The sequence below is a fragment of the Micromonospora sp. WMMD1155 genome, from assembly GCF_029581275.1.
Classification (GTDB): domain Bacteria; phylum Actinomycetota; class Actinomycetes; order Mycobacteriales; family Micromonosporaceae; genus Micromonospora.
In genome coordinates this window covers 1,822,370-1,837,975 of the sequence record NZ_CP120742.1, presented here as the reverse complement: position 1 = coordinate 1,837,975, position 15,606 = coordinate 1,822,370, and the positions used below count along the sequence as shown (strand labels likewise).

The 15,606-nt window shown below is 71.5% G+C and carries 18 protein-coding genes; 11 read left to right on the top strand and 7 right to left on the bottom strand.

The window, feature by feature from the left end; genetic code table 11:
- Window positions 1-4: 4 nt before the first annotated feature.
- Window positions 5-358, bottom strand: coding sequence for a hypothetical protein (locus O7617_RS08100; RefSeq protein ID WP_282262573.1), 354 nt, complete (start codon window positions 356-358; stop codon window positions 5-7).
- A gap of 162 nt (window positions 359-520) precedes the next feature.
- Entirely contained in the window at window positions 521-964 is a 444-nt protein-coding gene (locus O7617_RS08095; protein ID WP_282262570.1) for an XRE family transcriptional regulator, read from the bottom strand.
- A 264-nt stretch (window positions 965-1,228) separates the two neighbouring features.
- On the opposite strand from O7617_RS08095, the gene O7617_RS08090 reads away from it, so the two are divergent.
- The 7 genes from O7617_RS08090 to O7617_RS08060 all read left to right on the top strand — a co-directional run bounded on the left by O7617_RS08090 (window position 1,229) and on the right by O7617_RS08060 (window position 8,276).
- The gene (locus O7617_RS08090) at window positions 1,229-1,573 is read left to right on the top strand and encodes a hypothetical protein (protein WP_030328857.1); all 345 of its coding nucleotides are present in this window, start codon (window positions 1,229-1,231) and stop codon (window positions 1,571-1,573) included.
- Between the two features lie 31 nt (window positions 1,574-1,604).
- Window positions 1,605-1,940: a hypothetical protein gene (locus O7617_RS08085; protein ID WP_282262569.1), complete on the top strand. Its 336-nt coding sequence runs from the start codon at window positions 1,605-1,607 to the stop codon at window positions 1,938-1,940.
- Window positions 1,941-2,352: 412 nt separating this feature from the next.
- Window positions 2,353-3,768, top strand: a complete 1,416-nt coding sequence (locus tag O7617_RS08080; RefSeq protein ID WP_088986339.1) for a PhoH family protein — start codon at window positions 2,353-2,355, stop codon at window positions 3,766-3,768.
- Window positions 3,769-4,042: 274 nt separating this feature from the next.
- Window positions 4,043-4,720 carry a transglycosylase SLT domain-containing protein gene (locus O7617_RS08075; RefSeq protein WP_282262566.1) on the top strand — a complete coding sequence of 226 codons (678 nt, stop codon included), beginning with the start codon at window positions 4,043-4,045 and terminating at the stop codon, window positions 4,718-4,720.
- A 113-nt stretch (window positions 4,721-4,833) separates the two neighbouring features.
- Window positions 4,834-5,487, top strand: a complete 654-nt coding sequence (locus tag O7617_RS08070; protein ID WP_278137494.1) for a rhomboid family intramembrane serine protease — start codon at window positions 4,834-4,836, stop codon at window positions 5,485-5,487.
- Between the two features lie 105 nt (window positions 5,488-5,592).
- Window positions 5,593-6,561: an NAD(P)/FAD-dependent oxidoreductase gene (locus tag O7617_RS08065; protein WP_282262560.1), complete on the top strand. Its 969-nt coding sequence runs from the start codon at window positions 5,593-5,595 to the stop codon at window positions 6,559-6,561.
- A 65-nt stretch (window positions 6,562-6,626) separates the two neighbouring features.
- Window positions 6,627-8,276 carry a hypothetical protein gene (locus O7617_RS08060; RefSeq protein ID WP_282262559.1) on the top strand — a complete coding sequence of 550 codons (1,650 nt, stop codon included), beginning with the start codon at window positions 6,627-6,629 and terminating at the stop codon, window positions 8,274-8,276.
- 13 nt (window positions 8,277-8,289) lie between these two features.
- On the opposite strand, the gene O7617_RS08055 is transcribed toward O7617_RS08060, so the two are convergent.
- Both O7617_RS08055 and glpX read right to left on the bottom strand, forming a co-directional pair.
- A complete protein-coding gene (locus O7617_RS08055) occupies window positions 8,290-9,261 on the bottom strand; it encodes a DMT family transporter (RefSeq protein ID WP_282262558.1) in 972 nt (323 codons plus the stop codon).
- Window positions 9,258-10,289: a class II fructose-bisphosphatase gene (gene glpX, locus O7617_RS08050; RefSeq protein ID WP_282262556.1), complete on the bottom strand. Its 1,032-nt coding sequence runs from the start codon at window positions 10,287-10,289 to the stop codon at window positions 9,258-9,260. Before glpX ends, O7617_RS08055 begins: the two co-directional genes overlap by 4 nt.
- A 158-nt stretch (window positions 10,290-10,447) precedes the next feature.
- Here glpX and O7617_RS08045 point away from each other — a divergent pair, with 158 nt between their 5' ends.
- Both O7617_RS08045 and O7617_RS08040 read left to right on the top strand, forming a co-directional pair.
- Complete coding sequence (locus O7617_RS08045) at window positions 10,448-11,092, top strand: DUF4245 domain-containing protein (RefSeq protein WP_282262554.1); 645 nt, start codon at window positions 10,448-10,450, stop codon at window positions 11,090-11,092.
- 194 nt (window positions 11,093-11,286) lie between these two features.
- A complete protein-coding gene (locus O7617_RS08040) occupies window positions 11,287-12,135 on the top strand; it encodes a hypothetical protein (protein WP_282262553.1) in 849 nt (282 codons plus the stop codon).
- 166 nt (window positions 12,136-12,301) lie between these two features.
- Here O7617_RS08040 and O7617_RS08035 read toward each other — a convergent pair whose 3' ends face one another.
- The 3 genes from O7617_RS08035 to xseA are packed head-to-tail and all read right to left on the bottom strand — an operon-like array spanning window position 12,302 to window position 13,945.
- Window positions 12,302-12,523, bottom strand: coding sequence for an exodeoxyribonuclease VII small subunit (locus O7617_RS08035; protein WP_030328827.1), 222 nt, complete (start codon window positions 12,521-12,523; stop codon window positions 12,302-12,304).
- Between the two features lie 10 nt (window positions 12,524-12,533).
- Entirely contained in the window at window positions 12,534-12,716 is a 183-nt protein-coding gene (locus O7617_RS08030) for a hypothetical protein (protein ID WP_282262552.1), read from the bottom strand.
- Entirely contained in the window at window positions 12,713-13,945 is a 1,233-nt protein-coding gene (xseA, locus tag O7617_RS08025) for an exodeoxyribonuclease VII large subunit (RefSeq protein WP_282262551.1), read from the bottom strand. Before xseA ends, O7617_RS08030 begins: the two co-directional genes overlap by 4 nt.
- Before the next feature lie 144 nt (window positions 13,946-14,089).
- On the opposite strand from xseA, the gene O7617_RS08020 reads away from it, so the two are divergent.
- Both O7617_RS08020 and O7617_RS08015 read left to right on the top strand, forming a co-directional pair.
- Window positions 14,090-15,076 carry a 4-hydroxy-3-methylbut-2-enyl diphosphate reductase gene (locus O7617_RS08020; protein ID WP_282262550.1) on the top strand — a complete coding sequence of 329 codons (987 nt, stop codon included), beginning with the start codon at window positions 14,090-14,092 and terminating at the stop codon, window positions 15,074-15,076.
- 40 nt (window positions 15,077-15,116) lie between these two features.
- Window positions 15,117-15,560: a hypothetical protein gene (locus O7617_RS08015; RefSeq protein ID WP_282262549.1), complete on the top strand. Its 444-nt coding sequence runs from the start codon at window positions 15,117-15,119 to the stop codon at window positions 15,558-15,560.
- Window positions 15,561-15,606: the final 46 nt, after the last annotated feature.

Sequence of the window (15,606 nt, the reverse complement as noted above, 5' to 3'; positions counted from 1 at the left end):
GCGATCAGCGTTCGGCGGCTCCCCGTCCGCGCCGCCCGAACGGCACCACCGCTGCCTCCTGGCCGTGGCTCAGCAGGTAGCCCTCCACGAACCCGGTGTTGCGATCACCGGTGTGGTTCTCGATCTCGTTGAGCCGTGCCACCAGGAACTCGGTGAGGGCGGTGATCCGGTCGTTCAGACGCTCGTGCAGCTCGGCGACGACGGCCAGGACGACCGCGGTGCCGGCGGCGATGAGCGCGAAGAGATTGACGAGCAGCGGAAGTTGCCCGCCCTCGACTGCGAGAGTCACCGCGTTGCCGGTCGCCCACAGTGTCATCGACACCGTCGCGACCACGACTGCCAACCATTTCAGGGTCATGGACAGACCCCTCCTTCTGTCCCGCAGGGCTGGGTTCGGCCTTGTCCCGTCCCCCCGCCGATGACGAGCCCAAGCAGTACGAATAGGGACGCTAGCGTGCCCGTTCCTGCCCCGGAGGTAAACGAATGAACCTGACCAGGCGTTCTTTCGCTATCTGAGGAACTACCCGGCTTGATTGCCCCTTTTTCGGACATCGACCGGCAACGTTGGGCGGTATGCGAGGTATCTGATGGTTTCGCGGATGTGGAACTTCTCCGCGTCCGACACGTTCGGGTCGACCAGTCGACGCAGCAGAGCCTCGACGTCGGGGTCCATCGGAGGGGCGGGCTGACCGGTGCGGGGACCGGTCGCGGTGCGGTCCCAGCCGAGCGCCGCGAACGCGGCGGCGGGGTTCAACCCCAGGCCCTCGCAGAAGGCGACCACCCGCTCGGCCTCCGGGTCGCTGGCCCAGTCGCCCCGGACCCACCGGTTGATCGTCTGTCGGGAGACGCCGGTGCGCCGGGACACCTCGGTGCCGCTCCAGGCACGGGTCGCCCGCGCCTCGTCCAGGGCGCGCCGGACGAAGGTGGCGAAGGCGATCTTCCGCGCATTGGCCGTCTCGGTCACCCCGTGACCGTACGGCCAGCCGGAGTCGAGCGCGCGCCTCGGCTCGCCATTGTCACGCAGACGTGACGGGACCTTCGGATTTCCGGTAAACGATTCGACTGCTTTGTTGAGGGGCGTCACGCGGGCAGAATAGATGCCCGTAGTGGTCAACGTAAGGGGACGAAAAGCTGATACTGTCACGCCCATGGGACAATCTACGGTGTGTCACGTGCATGAGACGATTGGTGCTCACATGCGTCATGCCCCCGGTGCCGAGGGGGTGTGGTGACCGAGCTCGCCACCCGCGCCCAGGCCTTCGGGCTGATCGCCGAGGGGGTGGCCGCGGGGCTGACCGCCCCCTGGCGCCTCTACCTCGCCCGAGGCTGCCGTTATCTGTCGCTGAGTGTCGGCGATCGTGCCGAGTGGAACGCCTGGCGTACCCATCTCGGCTGCCCTGAGCTGAGCGTCCGGGTCTACGACGCCGGCGGTGAGATCCGCCGCTCCTCGGTGGCCGAGGTCGTCCTCGACGGCTGTCGGATCAGCGTCGAGCTGGTCGAGGAGGTCAGCACCGACGACCTGGACCGGCTGCTCGTCGCGGATCCCACCACGATCGAGCCGGAGGAGCGATGACCCGGCGTCCGAGCGGGGCCGGAGCTGCCCGATGAGCCCCTTCCTCGCGGTCTTCCTCGTCCTGGTGCTCGGTGCCACCAGCTATGCCGCCGGTCGCCTGCACGGGCAGCTGAGCTACCGCATCGGCTACCGCTTCGGCTACCGGCAGGGCTACTTCGACGGCGACCGGGGCGCCTGGAACAGGCGCCGCCGCGACGCCCAGGCGGCGATCGCGTCGGCCCTGTCGGTCGCGCCGGCGAGCGTCGCCCGCTCGGGCGCTGTCGCCCCCCGACCCGGCACCACGTACACCGGCTCGTCGTTCACCACACCGGCCGCCCCGATCACCGGGCGGCACCCGACCGGCACGCTCGTCCGACGTACCGGTTGAGGTCGGTCCGCGGGCGACGCCCGCCGACCGCCGCCACGAACGCGGTGCGTCGTCCGCGGCGGACACGCACCGTCGGGGTCACGTCAGACCGGTGACGGTGGCCCCACCGGCCGGGATGCGCGCAGGGGGCATGCATCCCGGCCGGTTCCGCCGCGCCCGCCGCAGTGCCTTCCGGCTGGTGAGCGCCCCGACGGAGGGGTGTTCACGCACAGGTCTTGGGAGATCCACGTCAGCCCCTAGCCGAGAGGGTCCGGCGCGGCTAGCGTCTAGGCATGGCACGGGGTTCTCCCGAGCCAGCCGGTCCGCCCGGATCTGCGACCTCGCGCACGGGGTTCCGCATCCGACCCCGTGTCCCCGGGCACCGGAGGAGGCGGAACGCGGGTGGCGGGTGCCCATCCGTCGGAGCAGGCCTGTGACGACTCGCCGTACCCCTGCCGGTGCCGACCAGACCCCGGCCGCGACTGCCACGACCCGCCGTGCCACCAGGAGCCGCCGTTCGGCGGCCGCCGCGCCGGCCGACCCCAAGGAGCCGCGACCAGCAGGCCAGGCCTTTGTCCTGGACACGTCCGTGCTGCTCTCCGATCCGGCGGCGTTCCACCGGTTCGCCGAGCACGAGGTGGTGCTGCCCCTGGTGGTCATCACCGAGTTGGAGGGCAAGCGGCATCACCCGGAGTTGGGCTGGTTCGCCCGGCAGTCCCTGCGGATGCTCGACGACCTGCGCATCCGGCACGGCCGCCTGGATACTCCGGTGCCCGCCAACGACGCGGGCGGCACCCTGCGGGTGGAGCTGAACCACACCGACGACGGGGTGCTGCCGCCCGGCTTCCGCAACGAGAGCAACGACGCCCGGATCCTCTCCGTCGCCCTCAACCTCGCCGCCGAGGGGCGGGAGGTGACCCTGGTCAGCAAGGACATGCCGCTGCGGGTGAAGGCGGCCTCGGTGGGTCTGCGCGCCGACGAGTACCGCCACGGCCAGGCCAGCGACCCGACCTGGACCGGCATGTCCGAGATGGAGTTGAGCGACGAGCAGATCGGCCGGTTGTACGGCGGCGAGACGCTCGACCTCGACGAGGCGGCCGGGTTGCCCTGCCACACCGGCCTGGTGCTGCACTCGGGCCGTGGTTCCGCGCTCGGCCGGGTGCTGCCGGACAAGTCGGTCCGGCTGGTCCGGGGCGACCGGGAGGCGTTCGGGCTGCACGGCCGCTCGGCCGAGCAGCGGATAGCCCTCGACCTGCTGCTCGACGAGTCGATCGGGATCGTCTCGATGGGCGGCCGGGCCGGCACCGGCAAGTCGGCGCTGGCGCTCTGCGCCGGGCTGGAGGCGGTCATGGAGCGTCGCCGGCACAAGAAGGTGATCGTGTTCCGCCCGCTCTACGCCGTCGGTGGGCAGGAGTTGGGTTACCTGCCGGGCTCGGAGTCGGAGAAGATGTCACCGTGGGCCCAAGCGGTCTTCGACACCCTCGGCGCGGTGGTGCACGAGAACGTGCTGGAGGAGGTCACCTCGCGGGGCATCCTCGAGGTGTTGCCGCTGACCCACATCCGGGGCCGCAGCCTGCACGACGCCTACGTGATCGTGGACGAGGCCCAGTCGTTGGAGCGTGGGGTGCTGTTGACGGTGCTGTCCCGGATCGGGCAGGGCTCCCGGGTGGTGCTCACCCACGACGTGGCCCAGCGGGACAACCTACGGGTCGGCCGGCACGACGGGGTCACCGCCGTCATCGAGGCGCTCAAGGGCCATCCACTCTTCGCGCACGTCACGCTCAGCCGTTCGGAGCGTTCGCCGATCGCCGCGATGGTGACCGATCTGCTGGAGGACATCCCGATCTGACGACCCTTTAGGTGCTTTTGTCCATATTTTCAGTGTGGCGCAGATCACAAACCTGTCGTCCGGTTTCCCATCGGCCTCACTGTGCGCAATCGTGTCCCACGAGCGTCCACGCACCATGCGCATCGTTGGTGATCGTTCGTCCCGAGCGGGACGGCATCGGCGGCGGTCGGTGCGTCGGCGCGACCGGCAACCGGTCGGGGCGCTCGTGGCACGGCTGACGGCCCCTGCGGCCCGCGCCGGGCCACGTCCTTGCCCCCGACGAAGGGACCACTTCGTGAGTCGGCTGTGGAGCCGGTTGGGTGCCCGTACGGCCGCCGTTGCCCTGCTCTCCGTGGGCGTGGCCGGTGGCTTCTACCTGGGCGAGAACCGGGAAACCCAGCAACAGGGTCTGGCCGAGCAGGTCAGCCACGAGGTCGACCGGGCCGATCTCGCGTACCAGCGCGAGCGGCAGGCCACCCACCAGGTGAAGTTCGCCCAGCAGCGGGCCGCCGAATACCAGGCCAAGCTGCGCGCGGCGCAGGCCGCCAAGGAAGCCGCCGAGCGGGCCCGTCGGGCCGAGGCCGCCGCGGCGTCCCGCAAGCGCGAGCGCGACGCGGCGAACGCTCCCACGAAGCCGTACGACGGGCCGATCCCGGCGTCCTGCGAGGAGTACAGCGGCAACCGCAAGATCGGCTGCGCGCTGATGATCGACTCGGGCTTCGGCATCGCCGAGTTCCCCTGCCTGGAGAAGCTCTGGAACAAGGAGAGCGGCTGGAACCACAAGGCCCGCAACTCCTCGTCCGGCGCGTACGGCATCCCGCAGGCGTACCCGGGCAACAAGATGAGCGCCTTCGGCGACGACTGGCAGACGAACCCGGCCACCCAGATCAAGTGGGGACTGAGCTACATCAAGGGCCGGTACAAGACGCCCTGCGGCGCCTGGACCTACTTCCAGAACAACAACCACTACTGACGGATCGACGGCAGGGCGGGTGGCAGTCCACCGCCCTGCCGTCGCCCGTACACCGGTCTGCTCGTACGGGACGCGAGTGGCGGTCGCCCGCTTTTGCTGATAGCAGTTGTAGCGTGACCCTGCACCCGTCAAACGGCGACCCCTACCGGTTCGGCACCGAGGCGTTCTACGCCGCGCTCGGCCGGGCCTTCGTCGCCATGTGCGCGGTGGTCCCGTTCCTCTTCCTCATCGAGGCCGCCGACCAGGGCCTCGCGTTCGGCCTGGACGCCACGGCCGGCATCATCCCGCAACGCATCGACGGGCTGGACGGTGTCTTCTTCTCCCCGTTCCTGCACCACGGCTTCGACCACCTCTACAGCAACAGCATCCCGCTGATCCTGCTGGGCACGTTCGTCCTGGCCGCCGGAGCGCGCCGCTTCCTCTGGTCGACGCTCGTCATCATCCTGGTCAGCGGTCTCGGCGTCTGGTTCACCGGCTCGCCCAACTCGGTGGTGGTCGGCGCGAGCGGCGTCATCTTCGGCTACCTCGGCATCCTGCTCACCCGGGGCATCGTCGAGCGGAGCTGGTGGAACTTCGCTGTCGTCCTCCTGGTCGGCCTGCTCTACGGCTGGCAACTGGTCGGCATCCTCCCCACCGACGAGCGGATCTCCTGGCAGGGGCACCTGTTCGGGCTGCTCGGCGGTGTCGTCGCGGCGATCCTGTTCCGGCGACGGCGGCCCACCGTGGAGGGGCCGGACTACTCGGGTTCCACCCTCAGCCTGCCCTGACCGAATCCTCGGCGCGCCCCTGGGACGTCCTTGCCCGACCGCCGCCGCCCGCCTACGGTCGAGATCAGCAAGCGTTGATCCGTAAGCGGAAAGCGACGGTGCGCCATGCGTGAGGTCGATGTCGCCGTGATCGGGGCCGGTCCGGCCGGGCTCTTCGCCGCGTACTACGCCGGGTTCCGGGGTCTGTCGGTGGCGGTGATCGACGCGCTGCCGGAGCCGGGCGGTCAGGTCACCGCGATGTACCCGGAGAAGTTGATCCTCGACGTGGCCGGCTTTCCCGCCGTCAAGGGCCGTGACCTGGTGGCCAACCTCGTCGCCCAGGCGGCTCCGTTCAACCCCCGATACCTACTGGGCAGCCGAGCCGAGAAACTCTCGTACGCCGACGGTCGACCGGTGCTCGGCCTGGCCGGAGGCGAGCAGCTCAGCTGCGGGGCGGTCGTGATCACCGGTGGGCTCGGCAGCTTCAGCCCCCGGCCGCTGCCGTGCGCGGACGGGGCTCCCGGCACGGGGATCGTCTACTTCGTCACCGAGCCCACCGAGCTGGCCGACCGGGACGTGCTGATCGTCGGCGGTGGCGACTCCGCCTTCGACTGGGCGTTGACGCTGCAACCGTTGGCCCGTTCGGTGACCCTGGTGCACCGCCGGGAGAAGTTCCGGGCCCACGCCTCGACTGTCGCCCGGGTGCTGTCGCTGCCGATACGCGTGGTGGTCAACGCCGAGGTCACCCGGCTGCTCGGCGACACCACGGTGACCGGCGCCGAGGTGACGGTGCGGGGCGGCGCGGCCGAGACGCTGCCGGTGGACATCGTGGTGGCGGCCCTCGGCTTCACCGCCGACCTGGGCCCGCTCGCCGAGTGGGGGCTCCACCTGGACCGACGGCACATCCTGGTGGACAGCGCGATGGCGACGAACCTGCCGCGGGTCTTCGCGGCCGGTGACATCACCGAATACCCGGGCAAGGTCCGGCTGATCGCGACCGGCTTCGGCGAGGCGGCGACAGCCGTCAACAACGCCGCCGTGGCGATCGACCCGAGCGCACACCTCTTCCCGGGGCACTCCTCCGACGCCGGCTGACCGACGGTACCGGAAGCAGACCGGCCCGTGGCCGGACCGAGACGCACTCACCGGACCCTGAGTGAATGACCGGTCCCGAGGCACGGCTCGACGGCGCACCGACGACCCTGTCCTGGCTCTGCCACCCCACCACGCTGCTCGCCCTGGTCCTGCTGCTGGTCAACGACCACGTGTGGAAACCCGCCTTCCCCGGGCTGCTGACCGGCAAGCTGAGCGACGTCGCCGGGCTGGTGCTCGCTCCGCCGCTGGTCGCGGTGTTGCTGACCCTCCTGGTGCCGCGAATGCCGGCCCGGATCGCCGCGGTGGCCGGCCTGGTCGCGGTGGGCGCCGGGTTCGCGATGGTCAAATCCAACGGGTACGCGGCGGAGCTCGCCTCCTCGGCCTGGACCGTGCTGGCCGGGCCGTCGCTGGTCCGGGCCGACTGGACCGACCTGCTCACCCTGCCGGCCCTCGGCCTGGCCTGGTGGAGCTGGACGCGTGCCCGCGAGCGTCCGGTGCGGCAGCGGGCCGCGCGGGTGGCCCGGATGCTCGTGGTGCTGCCACCGGCGTTGCTGGCCGTGGCCGCCACCAGCGCCGTCTGGTACCCCTACGCCCTGGGAACCGCGATGCTCGACGGCAAGCCCGCGATCTCGGTCGGCAGCGGCTACAGCTCACAGAACTGGCCGACCAGTCCGTCGGACGGGGTGTGGGCGGTCAGCGACAGCGGCGCGGCCACCTGGCGCGCGGCCACAGTGGACGAGCAGCAGCGGCTGAACGATCAGGACTCGCCGCGTCGGCAGGGCTGCGCACCGGACGATTCCCGCCGTTGCTACCGGGTGGTCACCGGGCACCTGCGGGTGGAGCAGAGCGACGACGCCGGGGTCACCTGGCGGGTGGCCTGGGAGGTGCCGGACGGGAAGCGGGAGGCGCTGGCCCGCCAGTCAGACAATCCGGGCGACATCGGCCGCCACTTCGCCTCCCGCGAACTGATCGTCCATCCCCTCGCCGGCGGTGGCCACGAGGTGCTGGTCGCCAACGGCCGGGACGGCTTCCTCCGTCGCCTGCCGGACGGGGAATGGCAGCGGGACGGCTTCCTCTTCGAGGGCGGCCGTAGCGCGATCCACTGGGAGGACCCGCCCAGCCTGGACGGCAGCAGCCCTCGCACCCGGACGTTCGATCTGCTGCTCGCCGTGGTGCTCGCCGTGAGCCTCGGCGCCCTGGTCGTCCTGGTGGCGAGTTCGCTCGCCGTCCGCCGTGCGGGTGGCGGGATCTGGTGGGGGTTGGTCGGAGCCCTGCCGATGCTGCTCTCGGGCCTCGCGTTGTCGGCGTTCTGGCCCCGGGCTGACGATTTCGTCGGGGTGTCGTTCATGTTGGCCGCCACCCTGGCGGTGGGCATCGCGCCGGCCGTCGTCGTGTCCGTTCGCGCCTGGTACCAGGGCGCGACGACGCGCTGGGTCGGCTGGACGCTGGCCGGCCTCGTGTTCACCGTCCTCCTGGCCGGAGTGCCGCTGATCGGCTGGGTGAACGGCCACCCGCCGGACACCCGGTCGGCCGTGTCGTTGGCTCTGCTGGCCACCGTGCCGGGCCTGGTGCTGGCCGTCCTGACCTCCGGGCTGGTCGACCCGACCCTGACGCGCGGCCGACGGAACAGGCCGCCCTACCTGCCCAGTCCGCCCTACCCGCCCTATCCGCCGCCGTACGCGCCGCATCCGCACCAGCGGGTGCCGCCGCCCTGACCCCGACCCGGTGTCAGCGGCGGGCGGGTGGCGCCAGCGCGGCGACCAGCACGGCGACCATCGTCAGCGCCGCCCCGAGCAGGGTGTTCAGGCCGGGGTGCGACGCCGCGGTGGGCAGCAGCAGGTCCAGCAGCACGGCCCCCACGATCTGCCCGGCGATGGTGGCCAAACCGAGCAACAGCACCCCGGTGAACCGCACGATCGCGGCGGCGATCGCGATGAACACGATGCCGATCGGGCCGCCCAGGTAGAGCCACGGCTCGGTGGGTAGCTGCCCGGTGGGCCAACCGCGTACCGCCGTGTCGATCGTGAACGCCACGAGCAGGGTGACAGTGCCGACGGTGAAGTTGACCAGGGTGGCCGTCAACGCGCTGTCGGCCGCGGCCCGGACCTGTCCGTTGACCGCCTGTTGCCAGGCGATGGCCACCCCGGCGAGCAGGGGCAGCAGGGCGAGCGCCAGCATGCCCGGGTCTTCGAGCCGGTCACCGACCGCCAGGACGACAGCCAGCACGGTGAGCACCGCGCCGGCCAGCCGCTGTCGGGTGACCGGCTGTCGGCCCGTCGGCCCGATCCCCGCGCGGTCCACGGCGAGGCTGCTGCCGGTCTGCCCGGCCACCACCGCGACGGTGAAGACGGCCACGCCCAGCGAACCGATGGTGAGGCCCTGGGTGGCCACCAGGAACGCCCCGCACATCCCGCCGAGGCACTGCCAGGGTCGCAGTGCACCGCTCGCCAGCGCACGCCGCAAGGCGACCAGGCCACGCCGTCCGCCGGGAGTGGCGGGCACCAGCACCAGGAGCACCACCAGGCCCACGCCGAAGGACACCACCGCCGCGGCGAAACCGTCGGCGAGGCGTACCCCCAACTCGCCGTTGATGCGTGACTGCACCGCCACCGCGACCCCGGAGATCGATGCCAGCGCGACACCGGTGATCCGGCGAGTGGCCGACAGGACCTGCGGGGCCGCCGTGTCGGCGGTGGTCACTCCTGCTCGGCCAAGGGACGGCCGTCGAAGTCGACCGCGGAGTAGAGCGCCAGCTTCTCCAGCCGGTGGTACGAGTCGATCACCCGGATGGTGCCGCTCTTCGAGCGCATCACGATCGACTGGGTGTACGCGCCGCCCGCCCGGTAGCGCACCCCGCGCAGCAGATCCCCGGAGGTGACACCGGTGGCCACGAAGAAGCAGTTGTCTCCGGTGACCAGGTCGTCGGTGCCCAGCACCCGGTCCAGGTCGTGCCCGGCGGCGATCGCCTTCTCCCGCTCCTGCTCGTCGCGCGGCCAGAGCTTGGCCTGCATCGCGCCGCCCATGCACTTCAGCGCGCAGGCGGAGATGATGCCCTCCGGGGTGCCGCCGATGCCCATCAGCACGTCGACGTCCGACTCGCCCCGGGCGGCCGCGATGGTGCCGGCGATGTCGCCGTCGGAGATGAACCGGATACCCGCCCCGGTCCGGCGGATCTGCGCGACCAGGTCGTCGTGGCGGCTGCGGTCCAGCACGCAGACCGTCACCTCGGAGACGTCGGTGCCCTTGACCTTGGCGATCCGGTGCAGGTTGGCGGCCACCCCGGCGTTGATGTCGATCACGTCGGCGTACGCCGGGCCGACGGCGAGCTTCTCCATGTAGAACACGGCGCTGGGGTCGAACATCGCGCCCCGCTCGGAGACGGCGAGCACCGCCACCGCGTTCGGCATGCCCTTGCTCATCAGGGTGGTCCCGTCGACCGGGTCGACGGCGACGTCCACCTCCGGACCGGTGCCGTCGCCGACGTGCTCGCCGTTGAAGAGCATCGGGGCGTTGTCCTTCTCGCCCTCGCCGATCACCACCACGCCGCGCATCTGGATCGAGTTGATCAGCTTGCGCATGGCGTCGACGGCGGCGCCGTCGCCGCCCTCCTTGTCGCCGCGGCCCACCCACCGACCGGCGGCCATCGCCGCCGCCTCGGTGACCCGTACCAGGTCGAGGGCCAGGTTTCGGTCGAGATCCTGCGGGATCCGCGTCCTGGTGTTCGTCATCACGCTGCTCCTCCTCGCGACGGTGCGGGGACGACCGACGGCGGGGCGGTCTCCGCTGTCGGCTTTGTCGCTGATCCTCACACGATGGCCGACCCGGCGTCGGCGCGGGGCGGTGATGGCCCGGATACCGCCGGTCGGGCTGCTGCGAAGATGGAGGGGTGGAACCCGCACAGCCAGCCGACCGCGCCCCCGCCGACCGCACGCCGCCCGACGGTCAGCCGCCGGTCGACGCCCCGAGCGGCGCCGGTGGCGAGCCCGCCGCGATCGACCCGACGCCGCCGCCGGTGGTGTCCGCCAAGTCCGAGCGCTCGCCGAAGGACATGGCGATCTCGCTGCTGGTGCTGCTCGTTCCGATCGCGCTGCTGCTGGCGTTCTATCGGGGCTTCCTCGGTGGCGACCAGCCCACGACCGTCGATCCGGCCCCGGCCATCGAGCAGGCCCGGTCGGCGAACGTGTTTCCGGTGAGCCAGCCGCAGGGGCTCGGCTCCGACTGGTCGACGGTCAGCGCCCGCTACCAGACCGTCGAGGGGGGCGCGAACCTTCGGCTCGGCTACCTCACCCCGGAGGGCCAGGGTGTCCAGCTCCTGCAGAGCAGCGTGCCGGCGGAGCGACTGCTCCCCGCCGAGCTGACCGACCGGGCTCAGCCGCAGGGGCCCACCGAGCTGGCCGGGCGCACCTGGCAGCGCTACACCGCCCGGGACAACCAGCAGGCACTGGTCCTGCTGGAGCCGAACCGTACGGTGATCGTCGTCGGCGACGCCCGGGACAACGAACTGCGCGAGTTGGCCGGCTCGCTGCGCTGACCCGACCCCTGGTGGGCAGCGAATATGGGCAACCGGACAGAAGGGTGATTGTCCGACGCGTCAAGCGGGAACAAAGAGGGAGTGACCCGGGCGCGTTGCTCGGCCCGGGTCGCGCGACGCAGCCGACGGTGCTGCTGCGTCGCCCGGTTTCCGGCGCCGCCCAGGTCGTCGGGTGACCCTCTTGGGAGACACGTATGACTGTCCGACGACTCGGCGCCGGCCTGGTGGCCGCCGCATTGATCACGCCCGCCCTGGCCGCCTGCGGCAACGGTGGCACCGGCACCGCCGGCTCGACCGCGACCCCGACGGTGACCGCGTCCGGCACGGCGAGCCCGTCCGGTGCCCCGGCGGCGGGTGACGCCAAGCAGGCCCTGCTCGACTCCACCAAGGAGATCAGTAACGGCAACTTCCGGTTCGCCCTCACCGGGGTCGGTTCGACCGTAGAGGGGCAGGTCCACCAGCCGAGCCAGAGCGCGGCCATGAAGATCGCCATCGGCGGCCCCTCGTCCGACCTGGCGATGAAGCTCGACGTGATCCACTACAAGCCGGACAGCTGGGTCAAGCTGGAGCTGAGCGGTTCCACCGCCAACAGCCTGCCGGAGATCAAGCAGCTCAACCTCGGCAAGTACCAGCACCTGGACCAGGCCCGGATCAAGGGCAACCGCAACCTCGGCTTCGACTTCGAGAAGGTCGACCCGGCGGGCAGCGCGGTGCTGACCCAGGGCATCACCGAGGTACGCAGCACCGGCACCGGCGCGTACGCCGGCACCATCGACGTCACCAAGGCCGCCGAGGCCGGCTCCCTCAACGCCGCCACGATCGCCGCGTTGGGCACCCAGGCGAAGACGGTCCCGTTCACCGCGAAGGTGGACCCGCAGGGCCGGCTCAGCGAGCTCGTGCTGCAGTTGCCGGCCGCCGGGCAGACCGCCGCCCAGGAGATCAAGATGACGTACTCCGACTACGGCGCCGCCACCGCCGCGCAGAAGCCGCCAGCCGACCAGGTCGTCGAGGCACCGGCGGAGCTGTACAACCTCTTCAACTGACGTACGCGGGTGGGGCGGCTCCGCCCGCCCCACCGGCGCTCGCTGCTCGCCCGCCAATCGCCAAGATCCGAGCAACTACCTTGATGTTGCTGCCTCCGACCTGAGGGAGACAGCAACATCGCCGATGTTGCGCGGATCTTGGGGGCCGGCGGCGCGGTGGTGGTTCTTAGGAGGCCGGCTCCTGGCGGGCGGCGTCGATCCGCGCCCGCGCGCCGTCCAGCCAGCGTTGGCAGATCACTGCCAGCGCCTCGCCGCGCTCCCAGAGCGCCAGGGACTCCTCCAGGGACGTCCCGCCGGCCTCCAGCCGCTCGACCACCGAGGCCAGCTCGGCGCGGGCCTGCTCGTAACTGAGCCGCTCATCCGGCCCGGCCTTCGTGTCGTCAGTCATCGCGTCCATCTCAACACACCGCTCGCCAGGCCACCGCGTCGCCACTCGGCCGTTCCGCCGCGTCGCCACTCGGCCGTTCCGCCGCGTCGCCACTCGGCCGTTCCGCCGCGTCGCCACTCGGCCGTTCCACCCGATCGGCGCTCACCCGTCTCATCGGGTCGGCGCTGACCGCTTCCATCGGGTCGGCGCTCACCCGTCCACCGTGGCGGCGAGTTCGCCGTCGGACAGTCGTACCCGCAGCGGGTCGCCCTTGCCGACCTCCGCCGCCGCGCGGACCACGTGGCCGTCGGCGCGCTGCACGATCGCGTACCCCCGGTCGAGGGTGGCGGCGGGGGAGAGCGCGCGCAGCCGAGCCACCGTGTGCCGCAGGTCGTCGTCGGCGGCGGAGAGCCGGTGCTCCAGGCAGCGGCCGGCCCGCTGGCGCAACGCGGTCAGCTCGGTCGCCCGTTGCTCCACCATCACCTGCGGGCGGGCCAACACCGGCCGGGACCGCAGCCCGTCGAGCCGGTGGGTCTCCCGGTCCACCAGGTTGCGGACCGCCCGTTCGAGGCGGTGCCGGGCCTGACCGATGAGGCGTACCTCCTCGGTGAGGTCGGGGACGACCCGCTTGGCCGCGTCGGTCGGCGTGGAGGCGCGGACGTCGGCGACGTAGTCGATCAGGGGCGCGTCGGTCTCGTGGCCGATCGCGCTGACCACCGGCGTACGGCAGCCGAACACCGCGCGGCAGAGCGCCTCGTCGGAGAAGGGCAGCAGGTCCTCGATGCCGCCACCGCCCCGAGCGATGATGATCACGTCGATGGTCGGGTCGGCGTCCAGCACCTTGAGCGCGTCCACGATCTGCGGCACGGCGGACGGGCCCTGCACGGCCACGTTGACGGTGCGGAACTCCACGGCGGGCCAGCGCCGCCGGGCGTTCGTCAGCACGTCCCGCTCCGCCGCCGACGCGCGACCGGTGATGAGCCCGATCCGGCCGGGCAGGAACGGCAGTCGGCGCTTGCGGGCACGGTCAAAGAGCCCTTCGGCGGCGAGCAGCTTCTTGAGCTTCTCCAGCCGGGCCAGCAACTCCCCGAGCCCGACCTGGCGGATCTCGTCGGCCCGCAGGCTCAGCGTGCCCCGGGCGGCGTAGAACTCGGGCTTGGCGTGCAGCACCACGCGGGCGCCCTCACGCAGCTCCGGTGCACCGGCGTCCAGTACGTCCCGATTGGTGGTGACGGTCAGGCTCAGGTCCGCCGACGGGTCGCGCAGGGTGAGGAACACGGTGCCGGCTCCCGGGCGGCGGCTGATCTGCGCCACCTGCCCGTCCACCCACACCCAGCCCAGCTTGGCGATCCAGGCCCCCACCTTCTGGCTGACCACCCGCACCGGCCAAGGCTCCTCAGCGCTGCTGGCCCCGCCGCCGCCCACCCGTCCACCCTCAGTCACTAGCCCACCCTACGGACCCTCCCGGTGATCAAGAGGTTTGCGTCAGCGCTGGGCGCGTTTTTGACGCAAACCTTTTGATCACCGGCTCTGGGTGGCGGCCTGCGGCCCGATGGTGGTTCTGCGGGGTGCACGTAGGATGGGCGGGTGACTGAGGCTGAGGCGACTCCCCGGACCGGCAAGCGCGTGCTCCTGGCGAAGCCCCGCGGTTACTGCGCCGGCGTCGACCGTGCGGTGCAGACCGTCGAGGAGGCGCTCAAGCTCTACGGTGCTCCGATCTACGTACGCAAGCAGATCGTGCACAACAGGCACGTGGTGCAGACCCTCGAGGCCCAGGGCGCGATCTTCGTGGAGGAGAACGAGGAGGTGCCGGAGGGGTCGACGGTCATCTTCTCCGCGCACGGCGTTGCCCCCGAGGTCTACGAGCAGGCCAAGGCGCGTTCGTTGAAGGCGATCGACGCGACCTGCCCGCTGGTCACCAAGGTGCACCACGAGGCGAAGCGGTTCGCCGCCGAGGACTACGACATCCTGCTCATCGGTCACGAGGGGCACGAAGAGGTCATCGGCACCGCAGGCGAGGCCCCCGCGCACATCCAGCTGGTGGACGGCCCGGACGGCGCCGACAAGGTCACCGTCCGTGATCCGGAGAAGGTGGTCTGGCTCTCCCAGACCACGCTCTCGGTCGACGAGACGCTGGAGACGGTGGCCCGGCTCAAGCAGCGGCTGCCGCTGCTGCAGTCCCCGCCGAGCGACGACATCTGCTACGCCACCTCCAACCGGCAACACGTGGTGAAGGAGATCGCCGCCGACTGCGACGTGGTGATCGTCGTCGGCTCGACCAACTCCTCCAACTCCGTTCGCCTGGTCGAGGTCGCCCTGGACGCGGGCGCCCGTGCCGGTCACCTGGTCGACTTCGCCCACGAGATCGACGACGCCTGGCTGGAGGGGGCCACCACGGTCGGCCTGACCTCGGGCGCGAGCGTCCCGGACGACCTGGTCCAGGACGTGCTGGCCCACCTCGCGGCCCGGGGCTTCGGCGACGTCGAGGAGATCACCACCGCCAACGAGCGGCTGACGTTCTCCCTCCCGCAGGAGTTGAAGCGGGACATGAAGGCCGCTGCGGCGCGCGGCTGAGAGCGGGAACGAACCCGACCCGGCGTACGTCAGATTCGGTATGAGGACTCTTCGGCTCGCCGTCTCCGCGCTGGCCCTCTGCCTGGCGCTGAGCGCCTGCGGCAGCCAGGACACCGGAGGTGGCACACCCACCCCGACCCCGACGGGAGCGCAGCCGGTGACCAGCTCGCCCACGCCCGACCCGACCGCTTCGCCATCGAGTATCGACCCCACCCCGCCGGCCGGCCCGACGACTCCGAGCGTCCCGAAGCCAGGCGGCCCCAGCACGCCACCGGGAGTCGGCGCGACGACCCTGAGCGGCACCGTGCAGGGTGGTGTGGAGCCCGGTTGCGTACTGCTCGACGGCTACCTGCTTCTCGGCGGTCCCCGTGACGTGCTGACGCCCGGCGCGCGGGTCGAGGTCACCGGTCGGGTGGAGCCCGGCATGATGACGACCTGCCAGCAGGGCACCCCCTTCGTCGTGTCGGCCGCCCACCGGTCCTGACGCCGTCGAGGTCGACCGGCTCAACGCGGCTCGCACGGCAACCCCT